Origin of the sequence: Aquabacterium sp., assembly GCF_034003525.1 — a bacterium.
Lineage (GTDB): Bacteria > Pseudomonadota > Gammaproteobacteria > Burkholderiales > Burkholderiaceae_C > Aquabacterium.
The window spans coordinates 14,521-32,301 of the sequence record NZ_JAVEYN010000023.1; the positions used below are offsets into that span (position 1 = coordinate 14,521).

Sequence of the window (17,781 nt, forward strand, 5' to 3'; positions counted from 1 at the left end):
GAATTCGGCCGATGGTGGCAGAGTGTCTCTCATGATGAAGACCGTGCTGATCACCGGGGTGCTGACGCTGCTGAGCGGGTGCATCCCGGCTCCGCTGGGGCGGTATTACAAGCCCCTGTACCCGGAGCCGGCAGCAACCTACTCAGGCGACCTCTGCTACGGCCAGGCCGGGGCGCCCGCCGTGCTCACCGTACCGCTGGCCGATGGCGTCACGTTCACGGTGCGCGCCACGTCTCGTCAGGGAAAATCGAAGGACGGCGTGCGAGAGCTCGACCTGCGCGTGCGTGTCCCGCCCGGTGTGCGTTTCCAGTTCACCACCCCGCACATCGGCGTGACGCCCGTGGAGCAAGGGATTTTGGCCGCCGCCCCGCTGACGATGGCCGTGAGCGCGACCCTGCGCCTGCCATCGCGCGAGCGCATCGAGCCCTTGCGTCTGGCCCCGACACCGCTGACCTCGCCAGCAGGTGTGCCGATCTACAGCGACTACAACTCGTACACCGGCTGGACGCCGAGCTGGGGTGACGGCTTCATCCCGAAGGCGATCCACCTGACCCTGCCCACCGTGCAACGCCCTGGCCTGCCAGACTTGCCCATCGAGGTGCAGGCGCAAGCGCGCCCACGCCCCGAGCGCTTCCCGGGCGAGTCGAAGGGGCACACTTCGCTGATCTATGTGAGCGCCGCCTCCGACGCGCGCGCAGCCGATCGCCACCGACAGTGCCTGGCAGATGGACCGCCCGCCTCGGCCTGCCAGGCCATCCTCACCTACGACGACGGGGGCTTCCAGATCCAGGATGGGGCGCTGACGCTGGAAGGACGCGGCTACGTGTACCACGTCGAACAGGGCACCCCTTTGCGCTTCGATCTGACCTTGCGAATGCAGACCCCCGCGCCGTGGCAGCTGGCCGATCATCAAATCCGCGTACGCAGCCTGCCGGACCAGACCGAAAGGATTCACACCTTCGCGCACCTGAACCTGTCCATGCGCTACCGCGTGCCGCTGGACAGCCCCGTCTTCCTGCCCGTCGAGCGGGCAAGCGGACCACAAACGATGGTCGAGCTCGACACCCGGCGCCCCTTGGGCACCCAGGAGGGCGCGCGCTACGAGGTGACCTTGCCCGCCGTCGAGATCAACGGGCGGCGCTACACCTTGCCTGCCATCCAGTTGGAGCGCCACAGCCTGGACTTTGGTCTGCTGCCCTTCAACTGTTGACGCGGTAAAGCGCCAACATTTCTCGCTTCCAGCCCTCGGGGGGCTGTGCAAGCTCAGGACGTGATGGCAAGCTGTGGCTCACGCATCACCGTGCGGTGCGTGTGCAGGAGGTTGCCATGCAGCGTCCCTCGAAGCTTGTACGACGTGGCTGGGCCTTGTGCCTGCTGGCTTGTCTGAGCACCGCCCAGGCGGCTTGGATGCCTGATGACGACGATGGGCCGACACCCCGAGCGGCCCCACCTGCGGTGCTCGACACCTTCATGCGCGACGACCACCCTTGCAGCGGCGCCACGTTGGCGACCGCCGTGCAGCTCATCCATGAGCAAGACGAGCCCGAACAGGCGCTGGCACTGGCCGAGCAGTGCACCCGGGAAGCGCGCCTGCAAGGCCACGCCTTCAAGCGCCTGATTGCCGTGCGCATCCAGGCCCTGCTGGCCATGCGCTTTCGCAACCTGGACGCGCTGCACCAGGCCGGACAGGCCCTGATCCAGCAACGTGTGCTGCCCGAATACGTGCCCGACGGCCACATGTGCCTGGCCTTCACCTGCCTGGCTCAGGGCGACACGCAATGCGCCCGCACCCACCTGACCCTGGCACGCAGCCAGTTCACCGCCTTGCAGATTCCGCATGCGCTCGACCAACTCGTGCCGCTGGAGCAAGCCCTGCTGCACATGGAAGCGCACGACCCGGCGCCCTGAAAGCCAGCCCTGGCGCACGGCATGCACAGCCCCATTTCCACGATGATGGCAGGGGAATGCCGCCCACCATGGTGTTGGTGAACCCGAGCCGTTAGGGTGCAGGCTTGATTGCCACACCCCCACGCTCATCATGACCACCCTTCATATCAACGGCCGTCCGCAGCAGGTCTCGCTGCCCGACGAAACCCCCTTGCTGTGGGCCCTGCGCGATGAGCTGGGCCACACCGGCACCAAGTTCGGTTGCGGCATGGCCCTGTGCGGTTCCTGCACCGTGCACGTCGATGGCCAGCCCACACGGGCCTGCACGCTGCCCATCGGCACGGCCAAGAACCACCAGATCACCACCATCGAAGGCATGGAGAACGACCGGGTCGGTCGCGTCGTGCAAGCCGCCTGGACCGAACTGGGTGTGGCGCAATGCGGCTACTGCCAGGCCGGCCAGATCATGTCGGCCGTGGCCCTGCTGAAGCAGAACAACTGCCCCACCGACAATCAGATCGACACCGCGATGAACGGCAACATCTGCCGCTGTGGCACCTACCCGCGCATCCGCGCCGCCATCCAGCTGGCCGCCCGTCGTCTGCAGGGAGCCGCATGATGACCGACACCTTGCACACCACCCGCCGCACCTTCCTGCAAGGCAGCCTGTCGGGCCTGTTGCTGTCGGTCGGCCTCAACGGCCTGGTCCGCGCCGAAGACGCCCGCAAGTACGGCGCCGACAGCATGCCCGGCGGCACCGTGGACAACCCGCACGTGTTCATCTCGATCGAGCCCGATGGCCGCACCACGCTCATCGCGCACCGGGTGGAGATGGGCACTGGCGTGCGCACCAGCTTGCCCATGGTGATCGCCGATGAGCTGGAGGCCGACTGGGCCCGCGTCACCATCGTACAAGCCGATGCCAACGAAGCCCGCTACGGCAACCAGAACGTCGACGGCTCGCGCAGCGTGCGCCACTTCCTGGCCCCGATGCGCCGTGCCGGCGCCGCCGCCCGCCAGATGCTCGAAGCCGCTGCCGCCGCCCGCTGGGGCGTGCCTGTGAGCGAAGTGCAGGCCCGCCAGCACACCCTGCTGCACGTGCCCACGGGCCGCCGCCTGGGCTTTGGCGACGTGGCTGCCGACGCCGCACGCCTGCCTCTGCCTGCCCCTGATCAGCTCAAGCTGAAAGACCCATCCCAGTTCCGCTACATCGGCCAGGGCAAGGTCCGCCCGGCGGACAGCGAGGCCATCGCACGCGGCCAGGCCCAGTACGGCATGGACATGCGCCTGCCCGGCATGGTCTATGCCGTGGTCGCCCGCCCACCGGTGCTGGGTGGCAAGCTGCGCAGTGTCGACGCCGCTGAGGCGCTGAAGGTGCCAGGCGTGCTGCGCGTGATCGAACTGCCCGGCTTCACCGGCGCCCCCATGTTCAAGCCCCTGGGTGGCGTGGCCGTGGTGGCCACCAACACCTGGGCCGCCATGCAGGGCCGCAAAGCCTTGAAACTGGCCTGGGACGACGGCCCGCACGCCAGCTACAACTCGGCCAGCTACCGCACCGAGCTGGAAGCCGCCGCCCGCCGCCCCGCCAAGGTGCTGCGGGACCAGGGCGAGGTCATGCAAACGCTGGCGCAGGCCAAACCAGCCAACAAGGTCGCGGCCGAGTACTACCTGCCGCATCTGGCCCACGCCACGATGGAGCCGCCCGTGGCCACCGCCTTGGTCAAGGACGGTCGTTGCGAAATCTGGACCTCGGTGCAGAACCCGCAGGCCGCGCTCGATGGTGTCGCCGCGCAACTCGGCCTCAAGGCCGAGGCCGTGCAGGTTCACCCGCTGCTGATCGGCGGCGGCTTTGGTCGCAAGTCCAAGCCCGACTACGTGACCGAGGCCGCCCTGGTGGCCAAGCAGATGGAGGGCACGCCCGTCAAACTGGTGTGGACTCGCGAAGACGACATCCAGCACGACTACTTCCACACCGTCTCGGTCGAGCGGCTGGAGGCTGTGGTCGATGCCCAGGGGCGCCCCACCACCTGGCTGCACCGCACCGCCGCACCGTCCATCCTCTCGCTGTTCGTGGAAGGCGGCAAGGGCCAGATGGACCTGGAAGCGGGCATGACAGCCATCAACGTGCCCTACGACATCCCCAACCTGCGCCTGGAAGGCTCGGAAGTCGAGGCCCACACCCGCATCGGCTGGTTCCGTTCGGTCTCGAACATTCCCCACGCCTTTGCCGTGCAGTGCTTCGTGGCAGAACTGGCGCACAAGGCGGGGCGCGATCACAAGCAGTACCTGCTCGACCTCATTGGCCCGCCGCGCAAGCTGGACCCACGCACACTGTCGGACAACTGGAACTACAGCGAGTCGCCCGAGCGCTACCCGATCGACACCGGCCGCATGCGCGATGTGATCGAGGCTGCGGCCAAGGGCGCACGCTGGGGCCGCAAGCTGCCCAAGGGGCACGGCCTGGGCCTGGCGGTGGCCTACAGCTTCATGAGCTACACGGCCACGGTGGTCGAGGTGGCCGTGGACGCCAAGGGCGAGCTGAAGGTGGTCGCCGTGGACATGGCCATCGACTGCGGCCCGCAGATCAACCCCGAGCGCATCCGTGCCCAGATGGAAGGCGGGGCGGTGATGGGCCTGAGCCTGGCGCTGAGCGGCGAGATCAGCTTCGACCAGGGCCGCGTCGTGCAGAGCAACTTCTTTGACTACACGGTGCTGCGCCACGCCGAAAGCCCGCGCACCATCCGCACCCACCTGGTCAACAACAACCACGAGGTGCCGCCCGGTGGCGTGGGTGAACCGCCGGTGCCCCCGGTAGCCCCCGCGCTGTTCAACGCCATCTTTGCGGCCACCGGCAAGCGCATCCGGCAGTTGCCGCTGCGCGACCAGCTGCAGGCCTGAGCCCGACGTCCGCTTGGCGCGCCGTGATCCAGACGGTGGGCGAGGGCCAGCGCATGGGCGATCGGCTGTGGTGGCCTGAAGACGACAGTGTGATGCCCGCTCAGAGCGGCTCGTCGCTGTCGGGCATGGGGTAGGAGTCGGCCTTGTAGTTGGGGCCCTTCATCAGCATGACGATGCCGCAACCGATGGCCACCGTCAGCACCAGGGTCCAGTGCAGGATGACCACGCCGATCATGATGAACTCGAAGCGCATGACCGCAGGGTCGCGGGCCCCGTCAGGCTGCTCGGGATAGAACAGCCAAGTGGCACCGGCCAGCAACAGTGGCACCACGGTGCCCACCAACCAGATCAGCGGGAGCTTCTTCCAGATACGCCACTCCAGTCCGGCAGGGGAGCGGATGGAGTTCGGGTCTTTTTTCAGCCAGGACATGAAGAGATTGGGCCACACAAACCCGTGAAGGCAGGTGCAGGCAGGCGATCCCCCACACGGGGGTGTTGTTACGTGCTTCACAAATATTTCACACGAAATCCATAACGTTCGTCGATCTTCTTGCAACTTCAACGAACTGCCGTGAAAAAACCCGCCTCCGCCCTTGCTGCCAGCCTGGCGCTGTCCACCTTCTTGGTCGCCTGTGGAGGCGGCAGTGACAGTGATGTCGCGGACCAGACCTCTCGCCTGACCACCTCGGTCAGTGATGACACCCAGTTCTTTAACCGCGTGGCCACCTTTGCCGTGTGCGAGCAAATTGGCTCTTCGTGCGAAGCGCGCGTCAAGACCGCGGCAGAAATCGTCGCCGCCAGCGCCGACGGCATGACCCTGATCTACACCAACAGTCCGAAGGGCGAAGTGGGCTTTGTCGACATCACCGACCCGTCCACACCCACCGCGCTAGGCGCGCTGGCGATGGGCGGTGAGCCGACCTCCATCACGGTGAAAGGCGACTACGCCCTGATCGCGGTCAACACGTCGAACGGTGACTTCGTCAACCCAGCCGGCAAGCTCGTGGTGGTCAACATCGCCACGCGCACGGTCGCGCACACCATCCCGCTGGGTGGCCAGCCCGACTCCATCGCCATCAGCAAGGATGGCAAGTACGTGGCCGTCGTGATCGAGAACGAACGCGACGAGGAAGCCGGAGATGGGCGCCCCACCCAGCTGCCTGGTGGGAAGCTGACGATCATCGATTCGGTCGGTGCCCCCAGCACCTGGCAGACCCGTGACGTGGCCCTGACCAACCTGGCGATGCTGTACCCGACGGACCCCGAACCCGAGTACGTGTCCATCAACGACAACAACGTCGCCGTGGTCACCCTGCAAGAGAACAACCACATCGTGCAGGTGGACCTGGCCACCGGCAAGGTCACCCGTGACTTCACGGCGGGCAAAGTCTCGCTGTCACAGATTGACCTGAGCTACGTCAAAGACGTACCGACCGAAGTCAGCCTGACGGAGAGTCTGAGTGATCGGCTGCGCGAGCCAGACGGCGTCACCTGGGTATCCACCAGCCAGTTCGTCACCGCCAACGAGGGGGACTTGGATGGCGGCAGCCGCGGCTTCACATTGTTCAACAGCGATGGCAGCGTGGCCTATGACGCGGGCAACACCATGGAGCATCTGATGGCCCGCATCGGCCACACCAACGACAAACGCTCCGCCGCCAAAGGCAACGAGCCTGAGAACGTCGCAGCAGGCCGCTTCGACCGCACCGATTACCTGTTCGTCGCCTCAGAGCGTTCCAGCGTGCTCGCCGTGTACGACATGAGCCAAGCCAACGCCCCGGCCTTCAAGCAGGTGCTGCCCTCGGCCCAGGCACCGGAAGGGGTGCTGACCATCCCGTCTCGCAATCTCGTGGTCACGGCCAGCGAAGAGACCAAGCCTGACGCAGGCAAGCCCAGCGTTTTCGCTGCCCTCAACGTCTACCAGTATCAGAAGGCCGCACCCAAGTACCCGACCATCGAATCGACCAACCGTGCCGATGGCACGCCGATCCCCTGGTCAGCCCTGTCCGGTCTTGCCGCAGCACCCACGGGGTCGCTCATGTATGCGATCGACGACGCCTTCTTCAAGGGCAACCGGATCTTCGAGATCGACACCAGCACCAAGCCCGCCAAGCTGCAACGCGAAATCCGCATCACCGATCCGAACGGCGTCATTGCGGCCTTTGCGGTGAGCGCCAGTCTGCCGGCTGGCCCAGATGCTGCAGCCTTTGATGTGACGGATGCCACCGCGATGGTCAATGCTGACAAGAGCGTCAACATCGATCCTGAAGGCATCGCGGTTGCTTCTGAAGCGTATGGGGGCGGTTTCTGGATTGCCTCTGAAGGCGCTGTCGGAGAGAGCAACAATCTGATCTTCAAGGTGTCGGCGGAAGGCGTCATCCAGAACATCATTCAACTCCCCGCTGGCGTGAATGCCTTGGAAACCAGCAACGGCTTCGAGGGCATCGCAGAGTCCGGCGGCAAGCTGGTCGTTGCCTTCCAGCTTCCATGGAAGACTGAAACTCACGCTCGCATTGGTGTGTACGACCTGAGCACTCAGAGCTGGTCCTTCCTGTTCTACCCGCTGGATGTGCCCACCTCGCCCAACGGCGGCTGGGTCGGCTTGTCGGAAATCATGGCGCTGGGCGCCAACCGCTTTGCCGTGATCGAGCGTGACAACCAGGCAGGCCCGGACGCCACCGTCAAGAAGATCTACCGCATCGACCTGACCGGCAAGGCCGACGGCACCGTGCTGACCAAGACCCTGGTACGCGACCTGTTGCCCGACCTGCGTGCCACCAAGGGCCATGTACTGGAGAAGATCGAAGGCCTGACGCGCCTGGCCAACGGCGATGTCTACATCGTCAACGACAACGACGGTCTGGACAAGGGCAGCGGGGAAACCCAATTGATCAAGCTGGGCCAGATCTTCAACTGATCTCCCTGAGAGTCCTACCACCCACTGCGCCCGGCCCGTGCCGGGCGTTTTTCATTGGTCTGCCAGCACCCCTGCACCAACTAGGTGAAAACATCGTCTTTCTCTTCACATTCACAAAATAAATTCTGATTTTCTCGATGCATTGGAATTCGTATGCTGGAGCTCCGTGTGATCTTCAATGGAGTCTTCCATGCGCAACTACCGTCGCAACAGCCCCGAATCCGCCGCCCGCATCGTGAGCATGGTCCTGCTGGCTGACTGCCATGTCAGCCGCGATGAGATGGACGCCCTCAAACGCCACGACATCCCGCACCGCCTCGACCTGAGTCACCCGCACTTCATGTTGGTGACGCAGCAGCTGTGCGATGACCTGCGCACCCACGCCGAGATGCCCTGGCAGGGCGCGCAAGCCCTGCCCACCTCCGGCTGGCACGCCATGCTCGACGAGATCGATGACACCGGCCTGCGCCTGATCCTGCTCGATCTGTGCGCCACGCTGGTCGAGTCCGATCACCACATCGCCCCAGACGAGCAGACCCTGGTCCACAGCATGGCCGACCACTGGCATCTGCCACGTCCGGTGTGGCGGTCTCGGGCACGTGTGCAGCCCGCGTCCACTCGGGCCGCGGCCCCGCTGGTGGCGTGCTGAGCACCGAGCCCCGGCGCCTTTCGGCGGCGATGTCACGCGCTCAGGGCGCCACCTTGCGCTTGATCGCCTGCGCCAACGGCTGCGGCAAACTGCCCAGCGCATTGAGCACATGGGGCAGCACCTTCAGCTTCAGCCCGGTATAGGCATTGGGCACCACCGCCTCGATCAGGTGCGGCCCCGGCGTACGCAGGGCGTTCTCCAGCGCACGGATGAGCTCCTCGGCCGTGGTGGCGCGCACGGCCTGCACGCCCATGCCCTGCGCCAGCTGCACGAAGTCCAGGCCGGGGTTGCCAATGTCGAGCTGTGAGCGGGCCTTGTCGCCCTTGCCGGTGGCGCCCACCCGCTGCAGCTCCATGTTCAAGATGGCGTAGGACTTGTTGTTGAAGATGACGCTCGTGACGTTGAGCTGTTCGCGCGCCATGGTCCACAAGGCCTGGACCGTGTACATGGCAGAGCCATCGCCCACCAGCGCCAGCACCGGGCGATCCGGGCAGGCAATGGCCGCCCCCACGGCATTGGGCAGCCCCTGACCAATGGCGCCGCCGGTCAAGGTGATCACGTCGTGGCGAGGGGCACCGCGCGTGGCGCTCGGCAGCTTCACGCCCGAGGTCTGCGCCTCGTCCACGATGATGGCGTGCTCGGGCAGCAGGGCGCCAATGGTCTGGCACACCTTTTCCGCGCTCAGCTCGCCACTGGGCAACTCAGGGCGCAGGGGGGCTTGCAGCTCGGGCGTGGCGGCTTGCGCACCCAGTTGCACCACCAATTTCTCCAGGCTGCCCAGGGCATCTTGCTCGAAGGTGGCCAGGTGGTGCACCGTGCAGCCCTCGGGCACCAGGTCGCTGGCCTTGCCGGGGTAGGCGAAAAAGGACACGGGCGACTTGGCGTCCACCAGCACCAGGTGCTTCAAACCCGCCAACTGGGTCGAGGCCAGTTCGGCCAGATAGGCAATGCGCTCCACATGGGGCAGGCCGGCACCGCGCTCGATGCGGGTGGGGAACACCTCGGCATACAGCTTGGCTCCGGTTTGCGCGGCAATGCGCGCAGCCGCCATCAGGGCCGGCTCACGCAGGGCACGCGCGCCCAGCAACAAGGCGGTCTTGCCACCGCCTTGCAGGGCCTTCGCAATGGTCTCGACCACCGCATCGTCGGCCACCGGAGGCACCGTCAGTGTCGGCATGGGGGCCGGCACGCCGCCCTCGCTCCACGACACATCGGCCGGCAAGATGAGCGTGGCGACCTGCCCAGGCGGGCCCATCGATGCGGCCACGGCCTCCACCGTGTCTTGGCACAACGCCGCCGTGCTCTGTGAGGTGCGCACCCACTTCGACACATTGCGCGCCACCGTCTCGATGTCGGACTGCAGCTGCGCGTCGTACTGCACGTGGTGGGTCGCATGGTCCCCCACGATGTTGACGACCGGCACACGGCCCTTGCGCGCGTTGTGCAGGTTGGCCAGGCCATTGCCCAGGCCGCAGCCCAGGTGCAGCAACGTGGCGGCCGGCTTGTCGGCCATGCGGGCATAGCCATCGGCCGCGCCCGTGGCCACACCTTCGAACAGCGTCAGCACGGCGCGCATGCGCGGCTCGTGGTCCAGTGCGGCCACAAAGTGCATCTCCGAGGTACCGGGGTTGCTGAAACAGACGCTCACGCCGGCATCTGCCAGCGTTTGCATCAAGGCCTGTGCGCCATTGGGCATGAAAATCTCCTCGGTTCACTTCAGTGCACGGCCTTGGCTCACCGAATGAGCCGCTGCACGTGCCGTCAAGATACAGCCAGGCAAGAACGTGCCTTCCAGCGAGCGCTTGCCATTGGCCCCGCCGCCGCCAAACCCCGCGGCTTCGCCCACGCAATACAGACCGGACACAGGCTGGCCCTGTGCATCGAGCACCCGGCTTTGCAGATCGGTCTGCAGGCCGCCCAGGCTCTTGCGCGTGATCAGCTGCATGTGGATGGCCACGAACGGCCCCGCCCCCTTCATCTGCAGCGGCACGGGTGCGCAGGTGCGCAGCTTGTCCGGCCCCCATTGGCGCGCATGCAGCACGCGGCGGATCTGATCGTCGTTGTGCAGCTGGCGGCCATGCGCAAAGTTGGCGTCAAAGGCGTCGGCGGTGGCCTGCAGCACAGCGGCGTCCACGCCCTGCGTGCCGTACAAAGTCTGGGTCAGCCCATTCATCTGGCGGGCCAGACCCTGCAGCGTGTCGTCAACCAGGAGGTGCGGGCTCTCCCGCTGCATCTGCCGCACCAGGCGGTCGTTGCTGGTCAGCAGCTCAAACACAAAGCGCAGCAACTGCTTGTCGCGAATGCGCGGGTTGTGCTCGGCGCCCGAAATGGCGAGCTCTTTCGAGGCAATGCGCCAGTTCAGCAACTGCCAGGTGTAGGGCTGAGCCTGCGCGGCCACACGCTGGCACAGCTCATGGGTGTCAAAGCCTGTCACCAGTGGCTCAGGTCCGATGCGGCGGCCGGTGTGGTCCAGCCACAGCGCCGACTTGCACGGAATCAGCGACAGGCCATGCCCCTCGAAATGCGGCTGCGGGTGCGGGATGCCGGCGGCGTAGTTCCACATCTCCCCCGCGTGGATGATCTGACCGCCCAAGGCATCGGCCACCAGGTGGTGCAGCTTGCCATCGGCAAAGGGGTGCGCCCCATTGAGCATGCGCGCCGGACGAGGGCGATGCGCGGGCCAGTTCGCCACGGTCTCATCATGTGAGCCATTGAGGCCGCCCATCGCCAACACCACCACCGGCGCCTGCACGCGCACCTCGGCCCCGGTGGCCTCGTTCACCATCACGGCGCCCGACAAGGCCCCAGCCGTGCGCTCCAGCTGGGTCACACGGTGGCGACTCAGCACCTGCAAACGCCCACCCGGCTCAGCACCCTTCATCGCAGCGATCATGCAGCGCGTCAGCTCGCGCGAGGTGCCCCACAGCACGTGGTAGCGCGGCACGCTGTTGCCCTCACCAAAGCGCCCTCGCTCCACCCAGTTCACCGCCGGCATGAACTTCAGCCCATGCGCCAGCAGCCAGTCGTACACCTCGGTGCGCGAATGCTGCACGTAGTGCTCGGCCCAGCGCCGCGGCCACACGTCGGCCTCGTCCAGCTCGCCAAAGCGCAACCAGTCCTGCAGGGCGCGCTCGGGCGTGTCGGCAATCTTCATGCGGGCCTGCAGGGGCGTGCCCACCAGGGCCATGCCACCAAAGGCCCACAGCGCCAGCCCGCCCAGGCGCTCGGGCGTGTCCCGGTCCACCAGGGTCACATGCTGGCCGGCGCGCAGGCACTCCAGCGCGGTCACGATCCCGGCCAGGCCGCCGCCCACCACCAACACATCCGACTTCGATTGCACAGGTGCCGACATCCACATCGCTCATTTGTAAGGTGGCGCCCATCATGCCCGCGCACAGGGCCGCGGTCACCCGGGGCTTGCGCTAAGCCCCGTCTCGCACACGGCGTAGCAGGCTGTGTTAAACCTGCGTCACAAAACCTTCCCCATCGCCCCCTGGAGACATGACCTTGAGCACCCCTGTCACCGCCACGAACCTGGCCGCCACCGTCGCCGCCATGAAGCGCGCCCACATCCAGGACGGCCCCGCCAGCGCCGAGCTCCGTCAGGACCGCCTCAGCCGCGCCATGACGCTGCTGAGCACCCATCACCGCGAGCTGGTCGCCGCCGTCAACGCCGACTTCGGCCACCGCAGCGCCTACCAGACCCTGGCCGCCGACATCATGTCCTCCCTGGGTGCGCTGCGCCACGCCCGCGAGCACCTCAGCACCTGGATGCAGCCCGAAGAGCAACCCGCTCCGGCGCCCGGCATGCAGGCCCGCATCCAGTACCAGCCCCTGGGCGTGGTCGGCATCATCAGCCCCTGGAACTTCCCCATCAACCTGGCCTTCAGCCCGCTGGCCGGGGTGCTGGCCGCCGGCAACCGCGCCCTCATCAAGCCCTCCGAACTCACCCCGCGCACCGCCGAGCTGCTGGCCGAGCTGTTCGCCCGCTACTTCGACCCGATGGAAATCGGCACCGTGCTGGGCGATGCCAGCGTGGGCGCCGCCTTCAGCGGCCAGGCCTTTGACCACCTCATCTTCACGGGCGGCACCAACATCGGGCGCCAAGTCATGCGCGCCGCCGCCGAAAACCTCGTGCCGGTCACGCTGGAGCTGGGCGGCAAGTCGCCCGTGCTGGTCGACACCGATGCCGACGTGCAGACCACCGCCGAGCGCGTGCTCACCGTCAAGACCTTCAACGCCGGCCAGATCTGCATCGCGCCCGACTACGTGCTGCTGCCCGCCAGCGCGCAAGACGACTTCGTGGCCCACGCCCGCGCCTTCGTGTCGCGCGTCTTCCCCACGCTGCACGCCAACCCCGACTACACCGCCATCATCAGCGAGCGCCACTTCCAGCGTCTGCAAGCCCTGCTGGACGACGCCCGCGCGCAAGGCGCCACCGTGGTGGAACTCCAGCCTGCTGGCGAGCCGCACGCCGATGCCGTCACCCGCAAAATGGCGCCGACCCTGGTGCTCGGCGCCACCGACGCCATGCGCGTGATGCAGGAAGAAATCTTCGGTCCCATCCTGCCGATCCAGACCTACGCCCAGCCCGACGAGGCCCTGGCCTACATCAACGACCACCCCCGTCCCCTGGCCGCCTACTACTTCGGCCAGGACCCGGCCCGTCAGCAACGCTTTGCCGACCTCACCACCTCGGGCGCCCTGGTGGTCAACGACGTGATGACCCATGCGTCCATCGAAAGCGTGCCTTTCGGTGGCGTCGGCCCCTCGGGCACCGGCGCGTACCACGGCATCCATGGTTTCCGCCGCTTCAGCCACGCCAAGGCCGTGGTGGTGCAAAGCCCGGGGGGCGAGTACAACCTGCGCCTGCGCGCCCCCTACGCCACCGCCCAGGCCCACATCGAAAAAATGCTGGGAGGGTGAGAAAACTCACATCCCTGTCACAAGCCCGCAGCCAAACTGGCCCAGTTTCTGCATGATGTAATCAAGCGGCCTGAACTGTCAGGCGCTCACAAGGAGGATGACGCATGAACCACCATTTCGGCAACCTCTCTTCAGACAGCGATCAATGGGTCGCCCCGGCCCGGCTGTACGTCGGCCACTGGCGCCACCCCATGTATGCGCATGGCAAGCCGGTGCTCTGCCAGGTCGTGATCGACGCGGCCGAGCCCCGCCTGGTCGGCGCCCAGGTGGCCGAACACGGCGTGGCCCGTGAGGCCGATCGCCGCATGCTGCACACGCTGGACAAGGTGCTGCGCGCCCAGAACGTGTACGACGAACCCAGCGCCTGGGGCTTCACGCCCTGCACCGTGCTGCCCGCCTGGGTGCGCCCCACCTTCAGCGAAAGCCAGATCGAAGAGCTCGAACGCATCCAGGGCTACCTCATCGAAGCCCCGGAGAGCCAGGTCGACACCGTGCTGGAGGTGCGTGACGCCTTCCTGCAGGGCATCGGCGTGACCGAGCGGCACATGTCCCGTGCCGTGCGCGAAGGCGGGCGTTATCTGCCCAAGAACGGGCGCTCCACGCTGAACTGATCCTGGCTGCGCGGCGTGGCAAGGGGAGGGTGCCAGTGGCACACTCCCTGCCATGAAGGTCTCTCAACGCGCCCAGTCCATCACCCCGTTCCTGGCCATGGAGTTCGGCAAGCACGCCGCCGAACTCGAAGCCGCCGGCCACCGCGTCATCAAGCTCAACCTCGGTGAGCCGGATTTCGGCGCGCCGCCCACTGTGCTGGCCGAACTGCAGCGCGTCGCCAGCCAGGCCGCCTTGCCCTACACCGGCGCGCTGGGCCTGCCCGCCTTGCGCGAAGCCATCGCCGGCTTCTACCAGTCCCAACACGGCATCACGGTTTCACCCGAGCGCATCGTCGTCACGGCCGGCGCCTCGGCCGCGCTGCTGCTGGTCACGGCCGCCCTGGTCGACCCCGGTGACGAGGTGCTGGTGGGCGATCCGTCCTACCCCTGCAACCGCCAGTTCCTCAGCGGCTTTGGCGCCAACGTCCGCCTGGTGCCCACCGATGCCGCCTCGCGCTTTCAGCTCGACCTGGCCGCCGTGCAACGCCACTGGTCAGCCCGCACCCAAGGCCTGATGTTGGCCACGCCGTCCAACCCCACCGGCACCTCGGTGCCCGCCGCCGAGCTGGCCGCCATCTGCGACTGGGCCAAACGCCACGGCGCCTGGCGCCTCATCGACGAGATCTACCTCAACCTCAGCGATGCCGACGCCCAGGGCCGCCCTGCCCAAACCGTGCTGGCCGTGGACCCCGAGGCCATCGTCATCAACAGCTTCTCGAAGTACTTCGGCATGACCGGCTGGCGCCTGGGCTGGGCCGTGGTGCCCGAAGCCTTGGTACCGTTGCTGGAGCGCCTGGCGCAGAACTACTACATCTGCGCCTCCACCCCCGCCCAGCTGGCCGCACTGGCCTGCTTCACGCCCGAGGCCCTGGCCGTGTGCGAAGCCCGCCGCGCCGAATTCGCCGGCCGACGCACCCTGGTCCTAGAGGGACTGGCCCACGCCGGCCTGCCTGTGCCGGTGCAGCCCGATGGCGCCTTCTATGTCTACATCGACGTCAGCCACACCGGGCTCGACTCCATGCAGTTCTGCCAACGCGCCCTGCGAGAGGCCCGCGTCGCCCTGACACCCGGCCACGACTTCGGCCCCAGCAGCGGTGGCACCCACGTGCGCCTGTCGTACGCAGCCTCGCGTGAGGACTTGCAGGAAGGCTTGGCACGCCTGGCGGCGTTTGTGGCCGGGCTGAAGCCAAGACAGACCTGACTCCTCTTGCGGCGAATCCGCCGCATAATCACCGCATGATTTGCGGCGATTACACCTACATCTGGCAGTCGCCTGACTGGCCCAACTGGCGTTACGACCTGTCGGCGCTGGCAGAGCCCTTGGCAGCGGTCAGCCGTGCTCAGGGTTTGCTGCTGGGCCGGCTGGCCGATGTCGGCCTAGGGCTGCGCGACCAGGCCGGCCTCGCGGCCCTCACTGAAGATGTGCTCAAAACCAGCGAAATCGAAGGCGAACACCTCAACGCCGCCTCGGTGCGCTCGTCCATCGCACGCCGCCTGGGTGTGGACATTGGCGCGCTGGCTCCGGTCGACCGTCACGTCGAAGGCGTGGTGGACATGGTGCTCGACGCCACAGCCCACAGCACCGCTGCCCTGTCTGACGAGCGCCTGTTCGGCTGGCACGCCGCATTGTTCCCCACCGGTTATGCGGGGCTCAGCCGCATCACCACGGGCGCCTGGCGCGATGACCACCACGGCCCCATGCAAGTCGTGTCCGGCCCACTTGGGCGCCAGCGCGTGCATTACCAGGCCCCACCCGCCGCACATCTGCCAGACGAGATGGCCCGCTTTCTCACCTGGGCCAACGCATCCGCGCCCACCGAGCCCGCCCTGATCCGTGCCGGCCTGGCCCACCTCTGGTTCGTCACCCTCCACCCCTTTGACGACGGCAACGGCCGCATCGCGCGCGCCATCGGCGACCTGATGCTGGCACGCGCCGACGGCAGTCCCCAACGTTTCTACAGCCTGTCGGCGCAAATCCAGCGCGAGCGCAAGGCCTACTACGACATCCTGGAGCGCGCCCAAAAGGGCAACCTGGACGTGACCGAATGGCTGCGGTGGTTCCTGCACATGCTCGACCAGGCCGTGGCCCACGCTCACCGCAGCGTGGACAGCGTGCTGCACAAAGCCCGCTTCTGGCAACACGTGAGCGGCGCCTCGCTCAATGAACGACAGGTGAAAGTGCTCAACCGCCTGCTCGACGGCTTTGAAGGCAAGCTGACCAGCAGCAAGTGGGCGGCGCTCGCCAAGTGCTCCACCGACACCGCCCTGCGCGACATCAACGAGCTCGTCGCCCTGGGCGTGCTACAGCGCTCACAGTCGGGTGGCCGAAGCACCAGCTACGAGCTGCTTGTACAGTCCAATCCATGCCCGACACCCACACCTCCTTCGCCCGTCACCTGAAAGAAGCCCTGCACCTGTGGCTGCTGTCCTTGCGCGACATGCTGGCCTCGGCGGGCCCGGTGCTGGTGCTGGCCGTGGGCCTGCTGACCGCCGCCTACTGGTGGCTCGACCCCCAGCCCCCGCGCACCGTCACCCTGGCCACCGGCCCGGTCGGCAGCGCCTACGACGCCTTCGGTCAACGCTACGCCCAGGCCCTGGCGCGCGACGGCATCCAGGTCAAACTGCTCGCCACCGAAGGGCCCGCCAGCAATCTGCACGCCCTGCGCGAAGGGCGGGCCGATGTGGCCTTTGTGCGCGGCGGCAGCGACGATCCGGCCCAGGATGCCAGTGCCGGCATCATGTCGCTCGGCGCCCTGTTTTACGAGCCGCTGTGGCTCTTCTACCGCCCCGACGCACTCCAGCGCTCCGCCCCCGACACCCGCCTGACCTCGCTCACCCAGCTGCGCGGCCTGCGCGTCAACATCGACCCGGCGGGCAACAGTTCGCCCTCGCTGATGCAGCGCCTGCTCGAAGCCAATGGCCTGAGCCCCGCTGACCTGCGCACCAGCGCCCTCGCGCCCGAGGCCGCCGCCCAAGCCCTGCAAGCCGGCCAACTCGACGCGATGGTGCTCGTCACCGCGCCGGAGTCACCGGTGGTGCAGCGCCTGCTGCTGCAACCCGGCATCGCCTTGGCCGACCTGCCTCAGGCCGACGCCCTCTCGCGGCGCTTCCCCTTCCTGCAAACCGTCACGCTGCCGCGCGGCATGGTCGACATCGCCCGCGACCTGCCGCCCGACGACATCGGCCTGCTGGCCGCCACCACCGCCCTCATCACCCACGAAGACACCCACCCAGCCTTGCGCCAACTGTTCGCACAGGCCGCCCAGCAGATCCACGGCGGGGCAGGCTGGTTCAACGGCGCGCGCGACTTCCCCAACACCCGCACCAGCGAACTGCCCGTCAGCCCCGAAGGCGACCGCGCCATCAACGGCACGCCCCCGTTCTGGCAACGCTACCTGCCGTTCTGGGCCAGCAACCTGCTCGAACGCATGTGGCTGGTCATCGGCGGCTTGATCGTGCTGCTGCTGCCCCTGTCACGCGTCGTGCCCCCGCTCTACACCTACCGCGTGCGCCAGCGCGTGTTCCGCTGGTACGCCCGCCTGCGCGCCGTCGAAGCCCGCATGGACACCGGCGAGGCCGACACCACCACATTGCTCAACGAACTCGATGAGCTCGACCGCGTGGCCAGCCAGATCACCGTGCCGCTGGCCCATGCGGATGAGCTGTATGCCTTGCGCAGCAACATCGAGAAGACGCGGCGGCGCTTGTTGGCGCGGCAGGGGGCAACCCCCACAACGGACGCACAGCGATGACCAACAGCGAGCACCTGACAAGACGTGAGTTGCGCGCGATCGCACGCGGCGAACGTGCCTGGGGTGAGCATCAAGATATCCTCAGGGCGGCGGCCCTCAATC

General features: G+C 67.1%; 14 protein-coding genes. 11 read left to right on the forward strand and 3 right to left on the reverse strand.

Features of this window, described 5'->3' with window-relative positions:
- Positions 1-31: 31 nt before the first annotated feature.
- The 4 genes from RBT42_RS12930 to RBT42_RS12945 all read left to right on the forward strand — a co-directional run bounded on the left by RBT42_RS12930 (position 32) and on the right by RBT42_RS12945 (position 4,785).
- A complete protein-coding gene (locus tag RBT42_RS12930; protein WP_320365756.1) occupies positions 32-1,210 on the forward strand; it encodes a hypothetical protein in 1,179 nt (392 codons plus the stop codon).
- 116 nt (positions 1,211-1,326) lie between these two features.
- Positions 1,327-1,908, forward strand: a complete 582-nt coding sequence (locus RBT42_RS12935) for a hypothetical protein (protein WP_320365758.1) — start codon at positions 1,327-1,329, stop codon at positions 1,906-1,908.
- Between the two features lie 130 nt (positions 1,909-2,038).
- A complete protein-coding gene (locus tag RBT42_RS12940) occupies positions 2,039-2,506 on the forward strand; it encodes a (2Fe-2S)-binding protein (protein WP_320365760.1) in 468 nt (155 codons plus the stop codon).
- Positions 2,506-4,785, forward strand: a complete 2,280-nt coding sequence (locus RBT42_RS12945) for a xanthine dehydrogenase family protein molybdopterin-binding subunit (RefSeq protein ID WP_320365762.1) — start codon at positions 2,506-2,508, stop codon at positions 4,783-4,785. The genes RBT42_RS12940 and RBT42_RS12945 overlap by 1 nt, the downstream gene beginning before the upstream one ends.
- Before the next feature lie 100 nt (positions 4,786-4,885).
- On the opposite strand, the gene RBT42_RS12950 is transcribed toward RBT42_RS12945, so the two are convergent.
- Positions 4,886-5,215, reverse strand: a complete 330-nt coding sequence (locus tag RBT42_RS12950; RefSeq protein ID WP_320365764.1) for a hypothetical protein — start codon at positions 5,213-5,215, stop codon at positions 4,886-4,888.
- A gap of 141 nt (positions 5,216-5,356) precedes the next feature.
- Here RBT42_RS12950 and RBT42_RS12955 point away from each other — a divergent pair, with 141 nt between their 5' ends.
- Together RBT42_RS12955 and RBT42_RS12960 are read left to right on the forward strand one after the other, a co-directional pair.
- Positions 5,357-7,702 carry an esterase-like activity of phytase family protein gene (locus RBT42_RS12955; protein WP_320365766.1) on the forward strand — a complete coding sequence of 782 codons (2,346 nt, stop codon included), beginning with the start codon at positions 5,357-5,359 and terminating at the stop codon, positions 7,700-7,702.
- Positions 7,703-7,892: 190 nt separating this feature from the next.
- A complete protein-coding gene (locus tag RBT42_RS12960) occupies positions 7,893-8,351 on the forward strand; it encodes a hypothetical protein (protein WP_320365768.1) in 459 nt (152 codons plus the stop codon).
- 40 nt (positions 8,352-8,391) lie between these two features.
- Here RBT42_RS12960 and RBT42_RS12965 read toward each other — a convergent pair whose 3' ends face one another.
- Both RBT42_RS12965 and RBT42_RS12970 read right to left on the reverse strand, forming a co-directional pair.
- Complete coding sequence (locus tag RBT42_RS12965; protein ID WP_320365770.1) at positions 8,392-10,047, reverse strand: acetolactate synthase large subunit; 1,656 nt, start codon at positions 10,045-10,047, stop codon at positions 8,392-8,394.
- A gap of 15 nt (positions 10,048-10,062) precedes the next feature.
- Positions 10,063-11,703, reverse strand: coding sequence for an FAD-dependent oxidoreductase (locus RBT42_RS12970; RefSeq protein ID WP_320365772.1), 1,641 nt, complete (start codon positions 11,701-11,703; stop codon positions 10,063-10,065).
- 155 nt (positions 11,704-11,858) lie between these two features.
- On the opposite strand from RBT42_RS12970, the gene RBT42_RS12975 reads away from it, so the two are divergent.
- The 5 genes from RBT42_RS12975 to RBT42_RS12995 all read left to right on the forward strand — a co-directional run bounded on the left by RBT42_RS12975 (position 11,859) and on the right by RBT42_RS12995 (position 17,679).
- Entirely contained in the window at positions 11,859-13,277 is a 1,419-nt protein-coding gene (locus RBT42_RS12975; protein ID WP_320365774.1) for a coniferyl aldehyde dehydrogenase, read from the forward strand.
- A gap of 104 nt (positions 13,278-13,381) precedes the next feature.
- Positions 13,382-13,888: a hypothetical protein gene (locus tag RBT42_RS12980; RefSeq protein WP_320365776.1), complete on the forward strand. Its 507-nt coding sequence runs from the start codon at positions 13,382-13,384 to the stop codon at positions 13,886-13,888.
- Positions 13,889-13,940: 52 nt separating this feature from the next.
- On the forward strand, positions 13,941-15,128 hold the full coding sequence (locus RBT42_RS12985) for an aminotransferase class I/II-fold pyridoxal phosphate-dependent enzyme (protein WP_320365778.1): 1,188 nt from the start codon (positions 13,941-13,943) through the stop codon (positions 15,126-15,128).
- A 35-nt stretch (positions 15,129-15,163) separates the two neighbouring features.
- Positions 15,164-16,327, forward strand: a complete 1,164-nt coding sequence (locus RBT42_RS12990) for a Fic family protein (protein ID WP_320365780.1) — start codon at positions 15,164-15,166, stop codon at positions 16,325-16,327.
- Positions 16,291-17,679, forward strand: coding sequence for a TAXI family TRAP transporter solute-binding subunit (locus tag RBT42_RS12995; protein ID WP_320365782.1), 1,389 nt, complete (start codon positions 16,291-16,293; stop codon positions 17,677-17,679). Before RBT42_RS12990 ends, RBT42_RS12995 begins: the two co-directional genes overlap by 37 nt.
- Positions 17,680-17,781: the final 102 nt, after the last annotated feature.

Excerpts from the sequence above, each read along its gene's own strand:
- RBT42_RS12935 (WP_320365758.1), top strand. The coding sequence starts at position 1,327 with ATGCAGCGTCCCTCGAAGCTTGTACGACGTGGCTGGGCCTTGTGCCTG.
- RBT42_RS12985 (WP_320365778.1), top strand. The coding sequence starts at position 13,941 with ATGAAGGTCTCTCAACGCGCCCAGTCCATCACCCCGTTCCTGGCCATG.
- RBT42_RS12960 (WP_320365768.1), top strand. The coding sequence starts at position 7,893 with ATGCGCAACTACCGTCGCAACAGCCCCGAATCCGCCGCCCGCATCGTG.
- RBT42_RS12950 (WP_320365764.1), bottom strand. The coding sequence starts at position 5,215 with ATGTCCTGGCTGAAAAAAGACCCGAACTCCATCCGCTCCCCTGCCGGA.
- RBT42_RS12945 (WP_320365762.1), top strand. The coding sequence starts at position 2,506 with ATGACCGACACCTTGCACACCACCCGCCGCACCTTCCTGCAAGGCAGC.
- RBT42_RS12940 (WP_320365760.1), top strand. The coding sequence starts at position 2,039 with ATGACCACCCTTCATATCAACGGCCGTCCGCAGCAGGTCTCGCTGCCC.
- RBT42_RS12970 (WP_320365772.1), bottom strand. The coding sequence starts at position 11,703 with ATGTCGGCACCTGTGCAATCGAAGTCGGATGTGTTGGTGGTGGGCGGC.
- RBT42_RS12980 (WP_320365776.1), top strand. The coding sequence starts at position 13,382 with ATGAACCACCATTTCGGCAACCTCTCTTCAGACAGCGATCAATGGGTC.
- RBT42_RS12930 (WP_320365756.1), top strand. The coding sequence starts at position 32 with ATGATGAAGACCGTGCTGATCACCGGGGTGCTGACGCTGCTGAGCGGG.
- RBT42_RS12990 (WP_320365780.1), top strand. The coding sequence starts at position 15,164 with ATGATTTGCGGCGATTACACCTACATCTGGCAGTCGCCTGACTGGCCC.
- RBT42_RS12995 (WP_320365782.1), top strand. The coding sequence starts at position 16,291 with ATGCCCGACACCCACACCTCCTTCGCCCGTCACCTGAAAGAAGCCCTG.
- RBT42_RS12965 (WP_320365770.1), bottom strand. The coding sequence starts at position 10,047 with ATGCCCAATGGCGCACAGGCCTTGATGCAAACGCTGGCAGATGCCGGC.